The 18,812-nt window shown below is 50.6% G+C and carries 16 protein-coding genes and 2 tRNA genes; 2 read left to right on the plus strand and 16 right to left on the minus strand.

All coding sequences use genetic code 11. The annotated features are described in order from the left end of the window. Positions 1-196: 196 nt before the first annotated feature. Complete coding sequence (locus Q4579_RS00815; protein WP_303560893.1) at positions 197-1,552, plus strand: GntP family permease; 1,356 nt, start codon at positions 197-199, stop codon at positions 1,550-1,552. A 216-nt stretch (positions 1,553-1,768) separates the two neighbouring features. Here the strand turns inward: Q4579_RS00815 and Q4579_RS00820 are convergent, their stop codons facing one another. The 16 genes from Q4579_RS00820 to rlmE form a co-directional block, all read right to left on the minus strand. Further along, positions 1,769-2,125 (minus strand): hypothetical protein, encoded by a 357-nt coding sequence (locus Q4579_RS00820; RefSeq protein WP_303560894.1) that lies wholly within the window; start codon positions 2,123-2,125, stop codon positions 1,769-1,771. Positions 2,126-2,209: 84 nt separating this feature from the next. Next, the gene (gene nlpI, locus Q4579_RS00825; protein WP_303560895.1) at positions 2,210-3,124 is read right to left on the minus strand and encodes a lipoprotein NlpI; all 915 of its coding nucleotides are present in this window, start codon (positions 3,122-3,124) and stop codon (positions 2,210-2,212) included. A 159-nt stretch (positions 3,125-3,283) separates the two neighbouring features. Next, on the minus strand, positions 3,284-5,395 hold the full coding sequence (gene pnp, locus Q4579_RS00830; RefSeq protein ID WP_303560896.1) for a polyribonucleotide nucleotidyltransferase: 2,112 nt from the start codon (positions 5,393-5,395) through the stop codon (positions 3,284-3,286). Positions 5,396-5,691: 296 nt separating this feature from the next. Beyond that, complete coding sequence (rpsO, locus tag Q4579_RS00835; protein WP_211647230.1) at positions 5,692-5,961, minus strand: 30S ribosomal protein S15; 270 nt, start codon at positions 5,959-5,961, stop codon at positions 5,692-5,694. A 125-nt stretch (positions 5,962-6,086) separates the two neighbouring features. Beyond that, the gene (gene truB, locus Q4579_RS00840; RefSeq protein WP_303560897.1) at positions 6,087-7,028 is read right to left on the minus strand and encodes a tRNA pseudouridine(55) synthase TruB; all 942 of its coding nucleotides are present in this window, start codon (positions 7,026-7,028) and stop codon (positions 6,087-6,089) included. Continuing rightward, a complete protein-coding gene (gene rbfA, locus Q4579_RS00845; protein ID WP_211647228.1) occupies positions 7,028-7,429 on the minus strand; it encodes a 30S ribosome-binding factor RbfA in 402 nt (133 codons plus the stop codon). Before rbfA ends, truB begins: the two co-directional genes overlap by 1 nt. A 93-nt stretch (positions 7,430-7,522) precedes the next feature. Further along, positions 7,523-10,267, minus strand: coding sequence for a translation initiation factor IF-2 (infB, locus tag Q4579_RS00850; RefSeq protein WP_303560898.1), 2,745 nt, complete (start codon positions 10,265-10,267; stop codon positions 7,523-7,525). A 24-nt stretch (positions 10,268-10,291) separates the two neighbouring features. Beyond that, entirely contained in the window at positions 10,292-11,779 is a 1,488-nt protein-coding gene (gene nusA / locus Q4579_RS00855; protein ID WP_303560899.1) for a transcription termination factor NusA, read from the minus strand. A gap of 22 nt (positions 11,780-11,801) precedes the next feature. Then, entirely contained in the window at positions 11,802-12,257 is a 456-nt protein-coding gene (rimP, locus tag Q4579_RS00860) for a ribosome maturation factor RimP (protein WP_046219158.1), read from the minus strand. A 258-nt stretch (positions 12,258-12,515) separates the two neighbouring features. Beyond that, positions 12,516-12,592, minus strand: a tRNA-Met gene (locus Q4579_RS00865). Positions 12,593-12,651: 59 nt separating this feature from the next. After that, positions 12,652-12,736, minus strand: a tRNA-Leu gene (locus Q4579_RS00870). An 11-nt stretch (positions 12,737-12,747) separates the two neighbouring features. Continuing rightward, complete coding sequence (secG, locus tag Q4579_RS00875) at positions 12,748-13,083, minus strand: preprotein translocase subunit SecG (RefSeq protein ID WP_211647225.1); 336 nt, start codon at positions 13,081-13,083, stop codon at positions 12,748-12,750. A 222-nt stretch (positions 13,084-13,305) separates the two neighbouring features. Continuing rightward, positions 13,306-14,643, minus strand: a complete 1,338-nt coding sequence (glmM, locus tag Q4579_RS00880; RefSeq protein ID WP_303560900.1) for a phosphoglucosamine mutase — start codon at positions 14,641-14,643, stop codon at positions 13,306-13,308. 20 nt (positions 14,644-14,663) lie between these two features. Beyond that, positions 14,664-15,497 carry a dihydropteroate synthase gene (gene folP, locus Q4579_RS00885; RefSeq protein WP_303560901.1) on the minus strand — a complete coding sequence of 278 codons (834 nt, stop codon included), beginning with the start codon at positions 15,495-15,497 and terminating at the stop codon, positions 14,664-14,666. Positions 15,498-15,617: 120 nt separating this feature from the next. Then, positions 15,618-17,585, minus strand: coding sequence for an ATP-dependent zinc metalloprotease FtsH (ftsH, locus tag Q4579_RS00890; protein WP_303560902.1), 1,968 nt, complete (start codon positions 17,583-17,585; stop codon positions 15,618-15,620). Positions 17,586-17,635: 50 nt separating this feature from the next. Then, a complete protein-coding gene (rlmE, locus tag Q4579_RS00895; protein WP_211647221.1) occupies positions 17,636-18,265 on the minus strand; it encodes a 23S rRNA (uridine(2552)-2'-O)-methyltransferase RlmE in 630 nt (209 codons plus the stop codon). A 179-nt stretch (positions 18,266-18,444) separates the two neighbouring features. On the opposite strand from rlmE, the gene yhbY reads away from it, so the two are divergent. Beyond that, the gene (gene yhbY, locus Q4579_RS00900; RefSeq protein WP_211647220.1) at positions 18,445-18,741 is read left to right on the plus strand and encodes a ribosome assembly RNA-binding protein YhbY; all 297 of its coding nucleotides are present in this window, start codon (positions 18,445-18,447) and stop codon (positions 18,739-18,741) included. Positions 18,742-18,812 lie beyond the last annotated feature (71 nt).

Raw genomic sequence — 18,812 nt, forward strand, 5'->3', positions numbered from 1 at the left:
TAACATATTGATATACTTAAAAAATATCTTTATCAATACCGACAGCTGGCGCTATTTTTCCGCAGCAGAGCTTGATAGCGCTCCCACTTTCACGAAAGGCATGAGACCTGGCCGGACCAGTGTGATTTTAATTCAAGACTGACCCGGCTAGGATGTTATCAGCCTGTTACATTTTAATCATACGGAGAAATAAAATATGGATGTTGCCGTCATACTGCTCACATTGGTGGGTTTGATGTACTTCGCTTACCGGGGCGTATCCGTGTTGGTACTTGCGCCGATTTTAGCCATGTCAGCTGCATTGCTGACCAGTGATTTCCCATTCTTGTATGCCCTTTCGAATGTCTTCATGCCTGCCGCGGCAAACTACATCAAGCTGTACTTCCCAATTTTTATCGCGGGTGCAATTTTCGGTAAGCTGATGGGGGCTTCCGGTGCAGCCCGAACCATTTCCCGCTCGATTATTCAATACCTGGGCACGAAACATGCGATTCTGTCTGTGGTGCTGGCCACGGCCTTGCTGACTTACGGTGGTGTATCGCTCTTTGTGGTTGTCTTTGCGATGTACCCGATTGGCGCTGCAACCTTCCGCGCCGCAGGAATTCCGAAACGCCTGCTGCCTGCAGCCATCACACTGGGTGCGTTCACTTTTACCATGACCGCATTGCCGGGCACACCACAATACCTGAACACGATGCCAACGATTCCGTTTGGCACCACCATTTATGCTGCACCAGCCTTGGGGCTGCTTGCAGGGACCATGATGCTGGTACTGGGTGTTTTATGGATCAAATTCCGTGCAAATAAAGCCATTCTTGCCGGTGAAGGTTACGGTGAGCATGAGGACGGCAAAGATGAAACCGCAGAAAACACTGCCGCCCCAGGCTTGCTGTTGTCATTACTGCCAATCCTGCTGGTTTTTGTCATTAACTTTGTGCTGACCAATATTTACTTCAAATCACCTGAGATTATCGCAGCCTACGAGGCCCTGGAAACGCGCGTTAACGGCACCTGGCCTGTCATTCTGGCGCTTCTAGTGGCCATTGCCTTCATGCTGGTTGCCTATCGCCGTTACCTGTTTGAAGCCAACAAACATGTCTTCGACGGTTCTGTAGGTTCCCTGCTGCCAATTTTCAATACAGCTTCGGAAGTCGGATATGGTGCCGTCATCACAGCGCTGACGGCTTTTGTGGCCATCAAAGCCGGTATTGCCGCTATTGATATTCCGGACCTGTTCAAGGTTGCTATCACCTCTACCAGTCTGGCCGGGATTATCGGTTCTTCTTCTGGGGGGACAGGGATGGTACTGGCAATGCTGGGGAATGATTTCCTGAGCACGGGGATCAACCCGGAAGTGCTGCACCGTGTCGTGCTGCTGGCAGCAGGCGGGCTGGATACCTTACCACACTGTGGTGCGGTCATTACCCTGCTGGCCGTGTGCCGACTGACGCACAGACAGAGCTATGGTGATATTGCCGTGGTGACCATGGCCATTCCATTAATGTCAGCGTTTACCGTCATTGTGGTCCACCTCACCACCGGGCTTGTCTGATCGCGTTATACCAATCAAAGTAAGTCAGTGATCAAAAATAGCGCAGGAAAAATGTTTGAGTACGAGGCAGAATTTTTAGATAAGTCCTGATTCTACAATCACAAAATCTAACGCAGTGATTGAACATTTGAACAAGCTAGGATGACCAGTGATTGACTGCGGTTGGTATGATACACAAACGCCCCGGAAAACCGGGGCGTTTTTCTGTTAACGGGTTTATTCACGGGCACAGGGCTGAATATAAATGGCATCCGAAGGAAAACGGCCATCCTGACTCGGATGCTGCCGGTGCAGACGACACAAATCTTCATAGATACTAATAGCGACGACAGTGAACGGCTCTGACTGCCAGGCGTCTTCCGCCTTCACCTGAATTTGCAGTTTTTGCCCTTCCGTCACATGCTCGGGCAACCGGATATCATACGTATTGCTGAAAGCCAGCAGCCAGTAATCATCGACGGTCACTAACCGCCCCTGCCCCGGCGTGGTCACCGCATGAACATAATCCAGTTTCTGATCTGCGGAGGCGGCTGCGCCCAGACAGACCAAGAGAAATACAACGATACGTTTCATGGCTGCCCCCAGACTTGCTCAATCCGCTATCGCCTTAACTATAGCGGCTCCTGCGGGGCAACCTTTCTTAACTCATAGACAGCGTTATAACGCTTCGTCTTCGGATTCAACCTGTGCAGTCCCATTTTGCAACGCAGCCAGTAAGCGATTCAGCTCCAGCGCTGCAAAACGATGCTCAACAAATTCATACACATTGCCGGACAATGTGAGCTTGTACAATTGAACCGCTTCAGCGTATTGATTCTCATGCTGATAGCGCTTTGCCATGTAGAAATAACTTTCTGTCAGACGTTCGGCCATTTGCGCATTGCTTTCACTGCTTCTGACAATGCTGTCCAAAAGCTGCTGCTCCGTCTCTGAACCCATCAGCATGCTGACAATATTCCAGCCCCAATCCTCACGCTCGGCACGATCGAACCGATTTGTCAGGTTTTGTGCCGCTTTTTCCGGTGCCGTTTCCAGTTCAACGAAGTACAGCCAAATTGTGCGATAAGGATCATTCGGATCCTGCTCATAATGCGCAATCAGATCTTGTTTAGCCAGGGTATAGCGACCGCCGTAGTACAATGCAATCCCACGGTTTCGCTGTGCATACGGATGGCTCACATCCAGTTCCAGTGCGGAGTCGAATGCCTCGTAAGCCTCATCAAACCGGGCGCGTTGTGTCAGATAAACACCCAGGATATTAAAGATATCGGGTTGGGCCGGATACAGCTTGAGCGACCGTTCAAAATCCAATCGGGCCAGATCCCGTAAGCCAATCCCATCATGCAGCAGACCACGCTCATAAAAAATCTGAGAGCGGGTTTCATCGTCCAGATCGCTGCGTCCCAACAGCTGATCGATCCGCGCCAGCTGTACTTGTTGCTCGAAGGAGGGTTGCAACGGTACTGCGATCAGCGGTTGCTCCCAACTGGAGTAAGTACTTGTCGAACACCCGCCGAGCATGGCGGCCATCGCGATGACTGCGAACTTAAGCCTCTTTGCAAACAATGCCATTCTCCCTAACCGACCCGGCAGTACTTTGATTTCTTCAGTTTATTCGATGTGTCAAAGCCCACAACCCGAGTACAGTCTCAGTAAGTTCATTGGTATAAAAAAGGGGCCATACAGCCCCTTAATACTTTGTTGATGAAGTGGTCGCAAAAACCAAAAGGATTAAGCGTCTTCACCTGCGGCTGGTGCCGGTTCGCTCTTCGCTTCTTTCATGCTCAGGCGAATACGGCCCTGACGGTCGATTTCCAGTACTTTCACTTGTACTTCCTGACCCATTTGCAGGTAGTCAGATACTTTCTCGACACGCTCTTCAGCGATCTGAGAAATGTGTACCAGACCTTCTTTGCTGCCAATGACAGAAACAAATGCACCAAAATCAACAATTCGCACTACTTTACCAGTATAGATGCGACCAACTTCAACGTCAGCGGTGATTTCTTCGATACGACGGATCGCTTCTTTCGCAGCAGTCCCTTCGGTTGCAGCGATCTTCACAGTACCATCGTCTTCGATTTCGATCGTTGTGCCGGTTTCTTCAGTCAGCTGACGAATCACCGCACCGCCTTTACCGATCACATCTTTGATCTTCTCTGGGTTGATCTTCAAAGTGTGAATACGCGGTGCAAACTCAGAGATATCGTCACGTGCTGTGCTGATTGCCTGATCCATCACGCCCAAGATGTGCATCCGCGCACCTTTCGCCTGGTTCAGAGCGATCTGCATGATTTCTTTGGTGATACCTTCGATTTTGATATCCATCTGCAGTGCAGTGATACCGTCGTTCGTACCCGCCACTTTGAAGTCCATGTCGCCCAGGTGATCTTCGTCACCCAGAATGTCAGACAGAACCACGAAATCTTCGCCTTCTTTCACCAGACCCATTGCGATGCCCGCAACAGAAGCTTTAATTGGTACGCCTGCATCCATCAGTGCCAGAGAAGTACCACAAACAGAAGCCATTGAAGAAGAGCCGTTTGATTCGGTAATTTCAGAAACCACACGAACGGTGTACGGGAACTCATCCACACTTGGCATCACAGCCTGGATACCACGCTTCGCCAGTTTACCGTGGCCGATTTCACGACGCTTCGGAGAACCCACAAAGCCAGTCTCGCCCACACAGTAAGGAGGGAAGTTGTAGTGCAGCAGGAAGTGCTCTTTACGCTCGCCTGTCAGTTCATCCAGGATTTGCGCATCACGCTGGGTACCCAGAGTCGCTGTCACCAGTGCCTGCGTTTCACCACGAGTGAACAGAGAAGAACCATGAGTACGCGGCAGAACGCCGGTACGAACGTCCAGCGCACGAACCATGTCTTTCTCACGGCCGTCAATACGCGGATTGCCAGCAATGATACGGCTACGAACAACGTTCTTTTCCAGAGAGCTCAGCATATCACGGATTTCACGCTCTTCCAGCGTGTCATCTTCAGCCAGCAATGCTGCAACCACATCATTCTTGATGGCGCCAACTTGCTCGTAACGCGCCATTTTTTCAGTAATTTGGTACGCTTCAGCCAAACGACCTTCTGCTTTTTCAGCAACGCGTGATTTCAGTGCTGTATTGACTTCTGGTGCAGTCCAGTTCCAGGCTGGGGTTGCAACTTCAGCAGCAAACTCTTTGATCGCGTTGATCACGGTTTGCTGTTGGTCGTGACCAAACACAACTGCTTGCAGCATTTGTTCTTCTGTCAGACGTTCTGCTTCAGATTCAACCATCAGCACAGCAGAATCAGTACCGGCAACCACCAGATCCAGACGGCTTTCTGCCAATTCTTTGTTGCTTGGGTTCAGAACAAGTTGATCATTAATGTAACCAACACGTGCTGCACCGATTGGGCCATTAAACGGAATACCAGAAATCGCCAGTGCCGCAGAGGTACCGATCATGGTTACGATATCCGGGCTCACATCCGGGTTCACAGAAACGACAGTCGCAATCACCTGAACTTCGTTTTTGAATGCATCCGGGAACAGTGGACGGATAGGACGGTCAACCAGACGTGCCGTCAGAGTTTCGCTTTCAGATGGGCGGCCTTCACGTTTGAAGAAACCACCCGGGATTTTACCGGCAGCGTAAGTACGCTCCTGGTAGTTTACAGTCAGCGGGAAAAAGTCCTGACCTTCAACAGCTTCTTTCTTACCAACAACGCTGACGAAGACAGAAGTGTCATCCATACTGGCCATCACAGCAGCAGTTGCCTGACGTGCCATAACACCAGTTTCCAGAGTGACGGTGTGGTTACCGTACTGGAAGGTTTTTACGATAGGATTCACGTGAATTTCCTTAAAATATTGATCTGCTTTTTCTATTTGCGCCAGTAAGTATATCCGACACATCAAAAAGCGTCATGTGAAGTGGCACTTACAATTCACGCATCGCGACTAATGACAACAACCGTTCAGCACAGATGCTGTCAATAGCCGCGACCTGAAGGTCGACGAAAACGACTCGTGAAAGTGTGAAGTACCGTGATTTCATTCATAAAGAGCGTTTGTTGAACAACAAACATTGTGCCCTGTGAGGGCATAAAAAGAAAGGAGCCTGTCGGCTCCTTTCTCTTCAAGCAATCTTAGCGACGCAGACCCAAACGCTGGATCAGAGACTGGTAACGACCCAGATCTTTGCCTTTCAGGTAGTCCAGCAGCTTACGACGGCGAGAAACCATGCGCAGCAGACCACGACGGCTGTGGTGGTCACCTTTGTGCTCAGAAAAGTGGCCTTGCAGGTGGTTGATTTGTGCAGTCAGCAGTGCAACCTGAACTTCAGGTGAACCCGTGTCGTTTGTGCCTTGTGCGTATTCAGCAACGATAGCTGCTTTAGTTTCTGCATTCAGAGACATAACTCATTCCTAATACAAAATAGTAAAGTTTGTGCCAGCCAATCTCTGATTCAGCCGGCACCCGAGCCGCGAATTATACGCACCCGTCAAACGGGCCGCAAGCGGAATATTCTCAGCAGGCGTGCTTACTGCTTGTTTGCCAGTACACGCTTCGGGGCAACCATCCCCTCTGCATCGATTTCACCTACACCGATGAAATCACGCTGCTCTCCGGCAGTCAGCCGCACCAATGTTCCGGTTTCCGGAACACGACCCGCCTGAACCGGCTGACCGTTCAGCACATAGCTGGCGACAACCGGCAGAAGATTGACTTCAGGTAAATCCTGAACTGCGGTGTCAGTTGGTAGTAACAGCGGATCCAGCAACTCTTTCGGCTGAATATCCTGTTCACGCGCCTGTTCCAGTAGTGCTTCCAGTTGCTCCAGCGTGACCATGCTCTCCAACGGATACTTGGAGACACCGATCCGACGCAGGTAGGTTACATGCGCGCCACAGCCCAGCATCTCACCCAGATCATCAACAATCGTGCGGATATAAGTGCCTTTTGAACAATGCACTTCCATCTCAACTTCATTGTCGCTGAAGCGAAGCAGGCTGATTTCATACACGGTGATATCACGGGCTTCACGCGGTACTTCTTTACCTTCACGGGCATATTCGTACAGCGGGCGTCCCTGATATTTCAGCGCCGAAAACATAGACGGAATTTGCTTGGTCGTGCCACGGAACTTGGCAATACAGCGCTCCAGCAGGCCCCGATCAACTTTCACGTCACGGGTTTCAACCACTTCACCGTCTGAGTCAGAGGTATTTGTCCGCTCACCCAGTTTTGCGATCACGCGATAGCGTTTATCCGAGTCCAGCAGGAACTGAGAAAACTTAGTCGCTTCTCCCAGACAAATCGGCAGCATCCCGGTCGCCAGGGGATCCAGTGCGCCGGTGTGTCCCGCTTTTTCTGCAAAGAAAATGCGTTTCACTTTTTGCAGAGCATCGTTTGACGTGATGCCACCCGGTTTGTCTAACAGCAGAACGCCGTCAACCGGACGTCCTTTACGACGACGTGCCATTACTTGTCCTCACCTTCATCCTGAGGTTCATCGCCACGACGAGCTTCATCATCGCGAACCACTTTGCTGACCAGGTTGGAAATGCGCATGCCTTCCGTCAGCGACTGGTCAAAGATAAAGTTCAGCTCCGGCGTGACACGCAGGCGGATCTGCTTGCCCAGTAATGAACGGATGTAAGGTGCCATTTCACGCAGAGCTTCCAGACTGTCTTCCGGTGTTTGCTCCCCCACAGTCAGGAAAGTCACATAGACTTTGGCGTATCCCATATCACGGGACACTTCCACACTGGAAATGGTTGCCATACCAATGCGCGGATCTTTAATTTCGCGTTGCAGAATCACTGCCAGCTCTTTTTGCAGCTGCTGAGCAACACGTTGTGTACGGCTGAATTCTTTCGCCATTTGATTCTCTCTCTCAGTGGCCCGCGGAACCTGACACAAAGGGGAGCCGAAGCTCCCCAGTGTTCTAGCCAGGTTTACGAGCAACCTGAATAATTAGTCCAGCGTACGCTGAATCTCAACGATTTCGTAAACTTCGATTTGGTCACCAACGCGAACATCATTATAGTTCTTCACGCCGATACCACACTCGTAGCCGTTCTTCACTTCCTGAACGTCATCTTTGAAACGACGCAGAGATTCAAGCTCACCTTCGTAGATCACCACGTTCTCACGCAGAACGCGGATTGGGTTGCTACGCTTGATGGTCCCTTCAGTGACCATACAGCCGGCAATTGCGCCCAACTTCGGTGACTTAAATACGTCACGCACTTCAGCCAGACCAATGATTTCCTGCTTGAACTCAGGAGACAGCATACCGCCCATCGCAGCTTTCACTTCGTCGATCAGCTGGTAAATGATGGAGTAGTAACGCAGATCCAGGTTCTCCGCTTCAATCGTCTTACGGGCAGATGCATCTGCACGCACGTTGAAGCCCAGAACGATTGCGTTCGAAGCTGCAGCCAGTACCGCATCGGTTTCGGTGATACCACCAACACCCGAGCCCACGATGTTCACTTTCACTTCTTCAGTTGACAGCTTACGCAGTGAGTCTGCAATCGCTTCCACTGAACCCTGTACGTCGGCTTTCAGAACCACGTTCAGTTCAGCCACTTCACCGGCAGTCATGTTCGAGAACATATTTTCCAGTTTCGCTTTCTGCTGACGCGCCAGTTTCACATCACGGAATTTACCCTGACGGTACAGTGCAACTTCACGGGCTTTACGCTCGTCACGAACCACAGTCGCTTCGTCACCAGAAGAAGGCACACCAGACAGACCCAGAATCTCAACCGGAATGGATGGACCCGCTTCTTCAATTTCACGGCCCAGCTCGTCGCGCATTGCACGAACACGGCCATATTCTAGGCCACACAGCACGATATCGCCTTTACGCAGCGTACCTTCCTGAACCAGAACCGTTGCAACCGGACCACGACCTTTGTCCAGACGTGATTCGACAACCACACCTTTCGCCATACCTTCTGCAACCGCTTCCAGCTCCAGAACTTCTGCTTGCAGCAGAATGGCTTCCAGCAAACCGTCGATGTTGGTGCCCTGCTTCGCAGAGATGTGAACGAACATGTTCTCACCGCCCCACTCTTCAGGAATCACATCGTACTGAGCCAGCTCGTTCTTCACGTTGTCTGGGTTCGCGTCTTCTTTATCGATCTTGTTCACAGCAATGATCAGCGGTACACCGGCAGCTTTCGCGTGCTGAATTGCTTCAATCGTTTGTGGCATCACACCATCATCTGCTGCAACAACCAGAATGACGATATCTGTTGCCTGAGCACCACGCGCACGCATTGCGGTAAACGCGGCGTGTCCAGGAGTATCCAGGAAGGTGATCATGCCGTTGTCGGTTTCAACGTGGTAAGCACCAATGTGCTGGGTAATACCACCGGCTTCGGCCGCAGCAACGTGTGCTTTACGGATGTAGTCCAGCGTAGACGTTTTACCGTGGTCGACGTGACCCATGATGGTCACAACTGGTGCGCGCGGCACAGTTGTCAGGTTCTCGTCGCGATCAGACAGAACAGCTTCTTCCAGCTCATTCTCTTTACGCAGGATTGCTTTGTGGCCCATTTCTTCAGCAACCAGCTGTGCGGTTTCCTGATCAATGACCTGGTTGATGGTTGCCATAGCGCCCAGCTTCATCATCACTTTGATGACTTCAGCTGCTTTCACAGCCATTTTGTTTGCCAGCTCGGAAACAACAATGGTCTCGCCGATCACAACGTCTGCTTTTGCAACGGTTGCTGTCTTATCAAAACCATGGCGCATGGATGACGGCTTGCTCATCTGCTGCTTGCCGCGACCGCGTTGATTACGGCCACCGCGCTGAGACATCGGACGTTCGCGCTGTTCGCGATCCTCTGTTTTCGGTCCGCTTGCTTTTTTCTTCTTAGAACGACGGCGAGTTGCTTCCTCGCGACGGTCTTGTTCGTCTTCCGCCGCACGGGCATAGGTGGAAGTGGTCGTGTGGTAGTCTGCTCGTTCCATATCACTCGTGTCCTGGTCTTTCTTCGACCAGTTCTTTTCGTTCATTTCTGCCATTTTGCGTGCCTCTTCTAGCTGACGCTGACTGTCTTCTTCGGCTTTACGCTTGGCTTCCTCTTCCCGGCGACGTTGCAGTGCCTCAGCTTCTTTCTTAGCTTCTTGCTCAGCGGCGGCGCGTTTGGCTTTATCTTCAGCGTCACGCTTATCATCAGTATCACGTTCACTTGCATCCACTGCTGCATCACGCTCAGACTGCTTTTCCAACTGCTTCGCTTTCTCTTCTGCTAAGCGCTTCTCTTCTGCTTCGCGCTTGGCCTTTTCTTCAGCCTCACGTTTAGCCTGCTCTTCTGCTTCACGTTTTGCTGCTTCTTCCGCAGCACGTTTTGCAGTTTCTTCAGCTTGACGTGCTTCTTCTGCACGTTGCTCTTCCTCAAGGGCAGAGCGCTTCACATAGGTGCGCTTTTTGCGCACCTCAACTTGGATGTTTTTACTCTTACCGCCAGAGCCGGATACACTCAGGGTGCTTCGGGTCTTACGCTGCAGAGTCAGGCGGGTCGGTGCCTCGTCAGTGTTACCACCATGCTCTTTCTTCAGGTGGGTCAACAGAGACTCTTTTTCCTGTTGATTGACACTGTCTTCAGCCTTCTTGCTGATACCAGCATCGGAAAACTGTTGAAGCAACCGATCAATCGGAGTACCGATCTCGTCGGCAAGTGCCTTAACTGTAACCTCTGACATGCTGCTCCTCCCTTGCTAATTGAATTATGCTTCGTCGCTGAACCAGCAGATATTACGGGCAGCCATAATCAGTTCACCCGCTCTGGTTTCATCCAGACTTTCGATATCCAGCAGATCATCTGTGCCCTGGTCTGCCAGGTCTTCCAGAGTGCTGATACCTTTAGCAGCCAGTTTGAACGCCAGTTCACGCTCCATACCGTCCAGGTTCAGGAGATCTTCAGCCGGTTCAACACCATCAAAGGATTCTTCCTGAGCAAGGGCAATTGTGGTCAACGCCTCTTTCGCACGGTTACGAAGTTCGTTCACCGTATCTTCATCCAGACCGTCAATCGACATCAGTTCCTGCACAGGAACATAAGCGATTTCTTCCAGGCTGGTAAAACCTTCTTCAACCAGACCCACGGCGAATTCTTCGTCGATATCCAGATGCTTCACAAACAGATCAATGGAAGCCTGTGCTTCAGCCTGATGCTTGTTCTGCAAGTCTTCGACGGTCATGACATTCAGTTCCCAGCCAGTCAGCATTGATGCCAGACGGACGTTCTGTCCGCTGCGACCGATCGCCTGAGCCAGATTGTCTTTTTCTACCGCGATGTCCATGGTGTGGTTGTCTTCATCAACGATGATAGAGCTCACCTCTGCCGGAGCCATCGCATTGATGACGAACTGAGCCGGGTTTTCATCCCACAGTACGATATCAATCCGCTCGCCACCCAGCTCACCAGACACAGCCTGTACACGCGCACCACGCATACCGACACATGCACCGACAGGGTCGATACGCTTGTCATTGGTCTTGACTGCAATCTTGGCGCGAGAACCCGGATCACGGGCCGCACCCATCAGCTCGATCATCTCTTCGCCAATTTCCGGCACTTCAATGCGGAACAGCTCAGAGAGCATTTCAGGCTTCGAACGGGTCATGAACAGTTGGAAGCCACGCGCTTCAGGGCGCACAGCATACAACAGACCACGCACGCGGTCACCCGGGCGGAAATTTTCACGTGGCAGTTGGTCTTCACGCAGGATCACCGCTTCAGCGTTATTCCCGAGATCAATGATCACTGCATCACGATTTACTTTTTTTACAACGCCGGTGATCAACTCACCTTCATTGTCGATAAACTGTTCAACGATTTGTGCGCGCTCAGCTTCACGAACTTTCTGTACGATCACTTGCTTCGCGGTTTGCGTGGTGATGCGGTCGAACGTTACAGATTCGATCTGCTCTTCCACGAAACTGCCCAGTTCCATGGTTTCATCATCGTACTGAGCCGCTTCCAACGTGATTTCCAACGTTGGTGCCGTCACTTCCTCAACCGCTTTCCAGCGACGGAAAGTCTCGAAATCACCGGTCTTGCGGTCGATAGCAACACGCACATCGATTTCTGCTTCGTACTTTTTCTTTGTTGCTGTTGCCAGGGCGATCTCCAGAGCTTCGAAGATACGCTCACGCGGTACAGCTTTCTCGTTGGATACCGCTTCAACGACAGCCAAGATTTCTTTGTTCATTTCTAATGCCCCAATTTAGCGGTTAGAATTTTGGAACCAGGTTGGCTTTGGCAATATTGCTAAGCGCAAAGGTTTCTTCATCGCCTTTCACGTTCAACGTGACCAGCTCACCGTCAACAGCAACAATGTCACCTTTCCACTTACGGCGATTATTCATCGCCATTTTCAGGACCAGGCTGACCTCGTGGCCAATAAACTGTTCATAATGGGCCGCTTTAAACAGCGGACGATCTAAACCAGGGGAGGAAACCTCCAGGTTATAAGCAACAGTGATTGGATCTTCAACATCCATCACCGCACTTATCTGACGGCTCACGTCGGCACAATCATCGACAGTGATACCGTTTTCGTGGTCGATAAACACACGCAGTGTGGAATGTTCACCCGCACGGATAAACTCCAGACCCACCAGTTCATACCCCAAGGCTGTAACTGGCGCTTCCAGCAGTTCGGTTAATTGCATTTCTAAAGCGGTCAAGACAACCCCCTGGAAACAAAAAAAGGGCATTAAAGCCCAGTAGATACCTGAATGGTCATGTTTCAGATAATAAAAAACCCCGAATTACGGGGTTTATTATCTCTGGACCCTGATAGCTAAAACCTCTAAAGGTTATAGCAGAAAAACGACAGCGATTCTGTTCCAGGAATCGTCGCTTTTCTAAACCCGGATGTGGCGCCGATTTCATCTGGGCGGCAAGCCACTGATAACTGAGCATTACTCAATTATCATCCAAGTTGGTTGCGGGGGCCGGATTTGAACCGACGACCTTCGGGTTATGAGCCCGACGAGCTACCAAGCTGCTCCACCCCGCGTCCGTAATTCTGAAGGCGATTATATCCCTCAGTCGTTACTCTTTCAAGTAACTGAAGAATGGTGCCGAGAAGGGGACTTGAACCCCTACACCTTACGGCACTAGCACCTCATGCTAGCGTGTCTACCAATTTCACCATCTCGGCAACGCTGCTGATTACTGAGGAATATCGCTGTTTACTGGCGCTTTCTCAGTTTTTTCAACAGATTGTTCTTGCTGTGCTGGAACACTTAAGTTTTCCCAGCCACTGGTTGTATCCTCTTGCTTGGCACTCATGTTGCCAAGAATCAAGCTGATCACAAAAAATACGGTTGCAAAAACTGCAGTCATTCGGGTCAAGAAATTACCAGAGCCGCTGGCACCGAACAAAGTTCCTGATGCACCAGCCCCGAATGAGGCTCCCATATCTGCGCCTTTACCCTGTTGAACCAGAACCAGGCCAATTACACCAAGCGCAGCCAACAGATAAATCACAAGTAGAATTTCGTACATGGGTTCCACCTATGTTCCATATTGTTGTGCCGGCTTTGCGTTAGCAGTGCCAGCGCACCCCTTCGTCAGGAGCGAGGGAATACTAGCGAATGCCGACATGAGTGACAAGCGATTTTTCCAAGAATGTCGCAATTGGTGGATCACTTGAGTAAGAAATAATCGTTTTTGTAAAAAGAATTCCGATGAGACACTGCTGACCGGAATTCTTTATGATGCAAAACCTTAGCAGTTTTCTTTCACAGCTTGTGCAATTGACAACGCTGATTCACGAACCAGTGCTTCATCTTCGCCTTCGACCATCACCCGGATCAACGGTTCAGTACCGGACTTACGCAGCAGCACGCGCCCACGTTCACCCAGTTGCGCTTCAGCTGCCTGTTGCGCAGCAAGAACTGCTTCGGATTCAAGCGGGTTGGCATCTCCAGCAAACCGGACATTTTCCAGTATCTGCGGGAACATGGTCAGGCCTTCACACAACTGTTGCAGCGTTTTTTGCGTGCCCACAATCGCAGCCATAACCTGCAGGCCAGCCACAATACCATCACCCGTGGTCACTTTATCCAGCACAATCACGTGGCCGGAGTTTTCCGCACCGATACTCCACTGATGCTTCACCAGCGCTTCCATCACATAGCGGTCACCCACTTTGGCCCGGACAAACGGAATATCCAATGCTTTCAGTGCCAGTTCCATGCCTAGATTGGTCATCAGGGTGCCGACAACGCCGCCTTTGAGCTCACCCCGGTTTTGTGCATGACGTGCAATGATGTATGCGATCTGATCGCCATCCACCTTATTGCCTTCTTCATCCACCATGATCACGCGATCGCCGTCACCATCCAGCGCAATGCCGAAATGTGCTTTTTCTGCGATCACTTTTGCCTGAAGCGCACGCACATCTGTGGCACCCACTTCAGCATTGATATTGATACCGTTTGGCTCACAGCCCAGCGTGATCACTTCAGCACCTAACTCACGGAAGACATTCGGGGCAATGTGATAGGTTGCACCATGTGCACAATCGACAACAATTTTATAGCCCGCCAGACTTAAGTGAGACGGGAAAGTCCCTTTACAGAACTCAATATAACGACCGGCAGCATCATTGATCCGAGAAGCTTTCCCCAGACTGGCCGACTCAACACACACCAGCTCTTTATCCAGTTCCGCTTCAATGGCAGCTTCCACCTCATCCGGCAGTTTAGTGCCCTCAGAAGAGAAAAACTTGATTCCGTTGTCGTAATACGGGTTATGAGAAGCAGAAATCACAATGCCCGCTTCAGCACGGAAAGTCCGTGTCAGATAAGCCACCGCCGGGGTTGGCATCGGACCGGTAAATGCTGCCTGCAAACCTGCTGCTGCCAGCCCCGCTTCCAGCGCAGATTCCAGCATATAGCCTGAGATCCGGGTATCTTTTCCGATAATGACTTTTTTCGTGCCCTGTTGAGACAGAACCCGGCCGGCAGCCCAGCCCAGCTTCAACACAAATTCTGGGGTGATCGGTGACTGGCCAACCCGGCCACGGACACCGTCGGTGCCGAAATATTTACGTTCAGCCATGAAAAATAGCTCCTAGCTCTTTATTTTGCCTGTTCCAGCGTCTTTCGGCAGACAGCCAGCACGTCCTGAGTTTCCTGAGTATCATGAACCCGGATAATCTGGGCACCTTTCATTGCCGCAATGGACGCACACGCAAGGCTCCCTGCCAACGCTTCCGCAGGTGATTTATTCAATAGTTTACAGATCATGGATTTTCTGGACATCCCCACCAACAGGGGTAAGCCAAACTGATGAAATTTATCCAGATGAGCCAGCAACTGATAGTTATGCGTCAGGGTTTTCCCAAAGCCATACCCCGGATCCAGAATCAACTGATCCCGGTTTATACCTGCTGCTTCACAAGCCTGAATTCGCTCAGTCAGAAATGTATTCACATCCTTGAGCAAATCCTCGTAGTGTGGCTCATGCTGCATTGTACGCGGTTGGCCCTGCATATGCATTAAACAAATCGGGACACCGGCCTGAGCCGCAGCTGCCATGGCACCGGGTTCACGCAGTGCCCGGATGTCATTAATCAAATCCGCGCCAGCATTCACCGATTCTGTCATCACGGCTGCTTTGCTGCTATCCACAGAAATCCAGCAATCAAATCGCGATCGAATCGCTTCAATGACCGGGACGACACGCGCCAGTTCTTCTTCAACCGACACATCCGCCGCACCAGGCCGGGTAGACTCGCCACCCACATCAATGATACTGGTGCCAACGGCCAGCATCGCTTCCACGTGTCGCAGCGCATTATCCAAATGATTGAATTGACCGCCATCGGAGAAGGAATCCGGCGTGAAGTTGAGAATACCCATGGTATGCGGGTAAGAAAGGTCAAGTGCTTTTTCTTTACTTTTCAATAACAAGGCCCATTACTCCTGACTGGGGGAGCACACGCTGGCGTGGCTCACTTGCTAAGGTTCATCATATTACCCTGGAAACAAAAAACCCCGAGTCGCCCCGGGGTTTTGGTCTCACCACAAGGTTTAGGCCTGTGGCTTGTCATTTTCTTCGCTGTGGTGTGGTTGCACCTGCTCAGGTTTGTCTGCTGGTTTTTCCGCATCCTTCCCTTCAGTACTTGCCACTTTGTTCTCTGATTCAAGCGTGTCCGCTTTCAGTGTATCGTCTTTATCCCCCCACCCTTTCGGGGCACGGATTTCAGACTTGCGCTCCATCAGATCATCCAGCTGACCAGCATCAATGGTTTCATACTTCATCAGCGCATCTTTCATCGCATGAAGAATGTCCATATTGCCTTCAAGAATCTCACGTGCGCGTTCATAGTTCCGATCAATAATTGAACGAACTTCTTCATCAATCGCACGCGCAGTGTCTTCAGACATATGCTTGGTTTTGGTCACAGAACGGCCCAGGAAAACTTCACCTTCATCTTCTGCATAAAGCAGAGGACCCAGCTTTTCTGAGAAACCCCACTGTGTCACCATTTTACGTGCGATATCTGTGGCACGTTCAATGTCGTTCGATGCACCAGTCGAAACTTTTTCGAAACCGTAAATCAGCTCTTCCGCCAGACGGCCACCATACAGACTGGAAATCATGGATTCCAGGTACTCTTTCGAGTGGCTGACACGATCCTGCTCTGGCAGATACATGGTGACACCCAGTGCACGACCGCGTGGAATAATCGAGACCTTGTAGACAGGGTCATGATCCGGCACCAGACGACCAATAATGGCATGACCTGCTTCGTGATAAGCCGTCGATTCTTTCTGATCTTCAGACATCACCATCGATTTACGCTCTGCGCCCATCATGATTTTGTCTTTCGCCAGCTCGAACTCCACCATAGAGACGGTGCGTTTGTTTCCACGTGCGGCAAAGAGTGCCGCTTCGTTCACCAGGTTCGCAAGATCGGCACCGGAGAATCCTGGCGTACCACGGGCAATCAGTGATGGTTCAACATCACCATCCAGCGGGACCTTACGCATATGAACTTTTAGAATTTGCTCACGGCCACGGACATCTGGTAAGCCAACAACCACCTGACGGTCGAATCGGCCCGGACGCAGCAGAGCTGGGTCCAGAACATCCGGACGGTTCGTTGCCGCAATCACGATAATCCCTTCGTGACCTTCAAAACCATCCATTTCAACCAGCATCTGGTTCAGGGTTTGCTCACGCTCATCGTGACCACCACCCACACCAGCACCACGCTGACGACCGACGGCATCAATCTCATCGATGAAGATGATACAAGGCGCAGCTTTCTTCGCCTGATCAAACATGTCACGGACACGGGATGCACCCACACCGACAAACATTTCAACAAAGTCAGAACCGGAAATTGTAAAGAACGGTACTTTGGCTTCACCAGCAATGGCTTTCGCCAACAGGGTTTTACCCGTACCCGGAGGACCAACCATCAGAACACCTGTTGGGATTTTACCCCCCAGTTTCTGGAAGCGGCTCGGGTCACGCAGGTAATCCACCAGCTCTTTCACATCTTCTTTGGCTTCATCACACCCAGCAACGTCATTAAACGTTGTTTTGATCTGATCTTCACTCATCATGCGCGCTTTAGATTTACCGAACGACATGGCGCCTTTGCCACCGCCGCCCTGCATCTGACGCATAAAGAATATCCATACCCCGATCAGCAACAGCATCGGGAACCAGGAGATGAAGATAGAAGCCAGCAGGCTTTGTTCTTCCGGTGGTGTCCCAACGACTTTGACATTTGCGTTGATCAGGTCGTCCAGTAATTTCTGGTCATTCAAGACAGGCAGGTAAGTCAAGTAACGGGTGTTATCACGCTTAAATACCGTGATCTCACGATCATTGAATCGTACTTCCCTAATCTGATCCTGACCGATTTCCCGGACAAAAGTTGTGTAGTCGACTTGACGGCCAGCACTATCACCGGGACCGAAGCTCTGAAAAACAGACATCAGCACCACAGCGATGACTAACCACAAAATCAAGTTTTTTGCCATGTCACTCAAGGTGTTAACCTCGCGATAACTTTAAAGATGAATGTAGAGTACTACAGTTTATAACCTGTAGCCACAATATAGACTTCCCGGGATCGATCCCTGGAGGAGTCAGGTTTACGGATTTTAACGACCTTGAACATACTACGCACTTCTGCCAGATATTGATCAAAGCCTTCGCCCTGGAATACTTTTACTGCAAAGCTTCCGTTTGGTGCAAGGACCTGTCTGCACATATCTAATGCTAGTTCAACAAGATACATTGCTCTAGGTTGATCGGATGCCTGATTGCCGCTCATGTTCGGCGCCATATCAGACAACACCACATCCACCATGTCTGGTTGAATACGTTCGAGCAGCGCATCCAGCACAGCCTCCTCACGGAAATCTCCCTGTAAGAAGCTGACACCCGGCAGCGAATCCATGGGCAGAATATCACAGGCAATCACTTGCCCGTCATCACCGACCACATTCGCTGCATATTGAGACCAGCCACCTGGTGCAGCCCCGAGGTCCACCACGGTCATTCCTGGTTTCAATAACTTATCTTTATTCTGGATTTCTTCCAGCTTAAAAATAGCGCGGGAACGGTAGCCCTTCTTTTGAGCTTCCAGGACATACTTATCATCAAAATGTTCTTTCAGCCAGCGCCCTGAGCTGGCCGAATGTTTCTTTTTACTCATGCATTACCCAATGCGTTTACACCAAGCTACCTTTTGTTCCCGTTCTGGTTCAGCGGTACTACTTTTACTGTGGCCCAGAGTTGGCAGGAACACCAGCGTAACGAAACAACGTTAGTCATATTGACTAGATGGCGTTAGAATACCCTGTTTTCAACCCTTGTTATAGATATTGAGTCACCATGAATCTAAGCACCAAACAGAAGCAATACCTGAAAGGCCTTGCTCACAGCCTGAAGCCAGTTGTCCTGATGGGGGCAAACGGCCTGACTGAAGCCGTGCTGTCAGAAATTGAACTGGCCCTTGGCCATCACGAATTAATCAAGGTGAAGGTTGCTGCGGAAGAACGCGAAACCAAACAACTGATTGTTGACGCGATCGTCCGTGAAACTCAGGCAGAAAAAGTCCAGGTGATCGGCAACATCCTGGTGCTATATCGTCAGTCTGAAGATCGAAAAATCGAGCTTCCACGCAAATAAAAAAGGCCGCCAACGCGGCCTTTTTTATCGTGACAGGCCAGCTTGGTTGTTACATTTATTAACAATAAACC

It is taken from the genome of Photobacterium sp. 1_MG-2023 (assembly GCF_030547945.1).
Lineage (GTDB): Bacteria > Pseudomonadota > Gammaproteobacteria > Enterobacterales > Vibrionaceae > Photobacterium.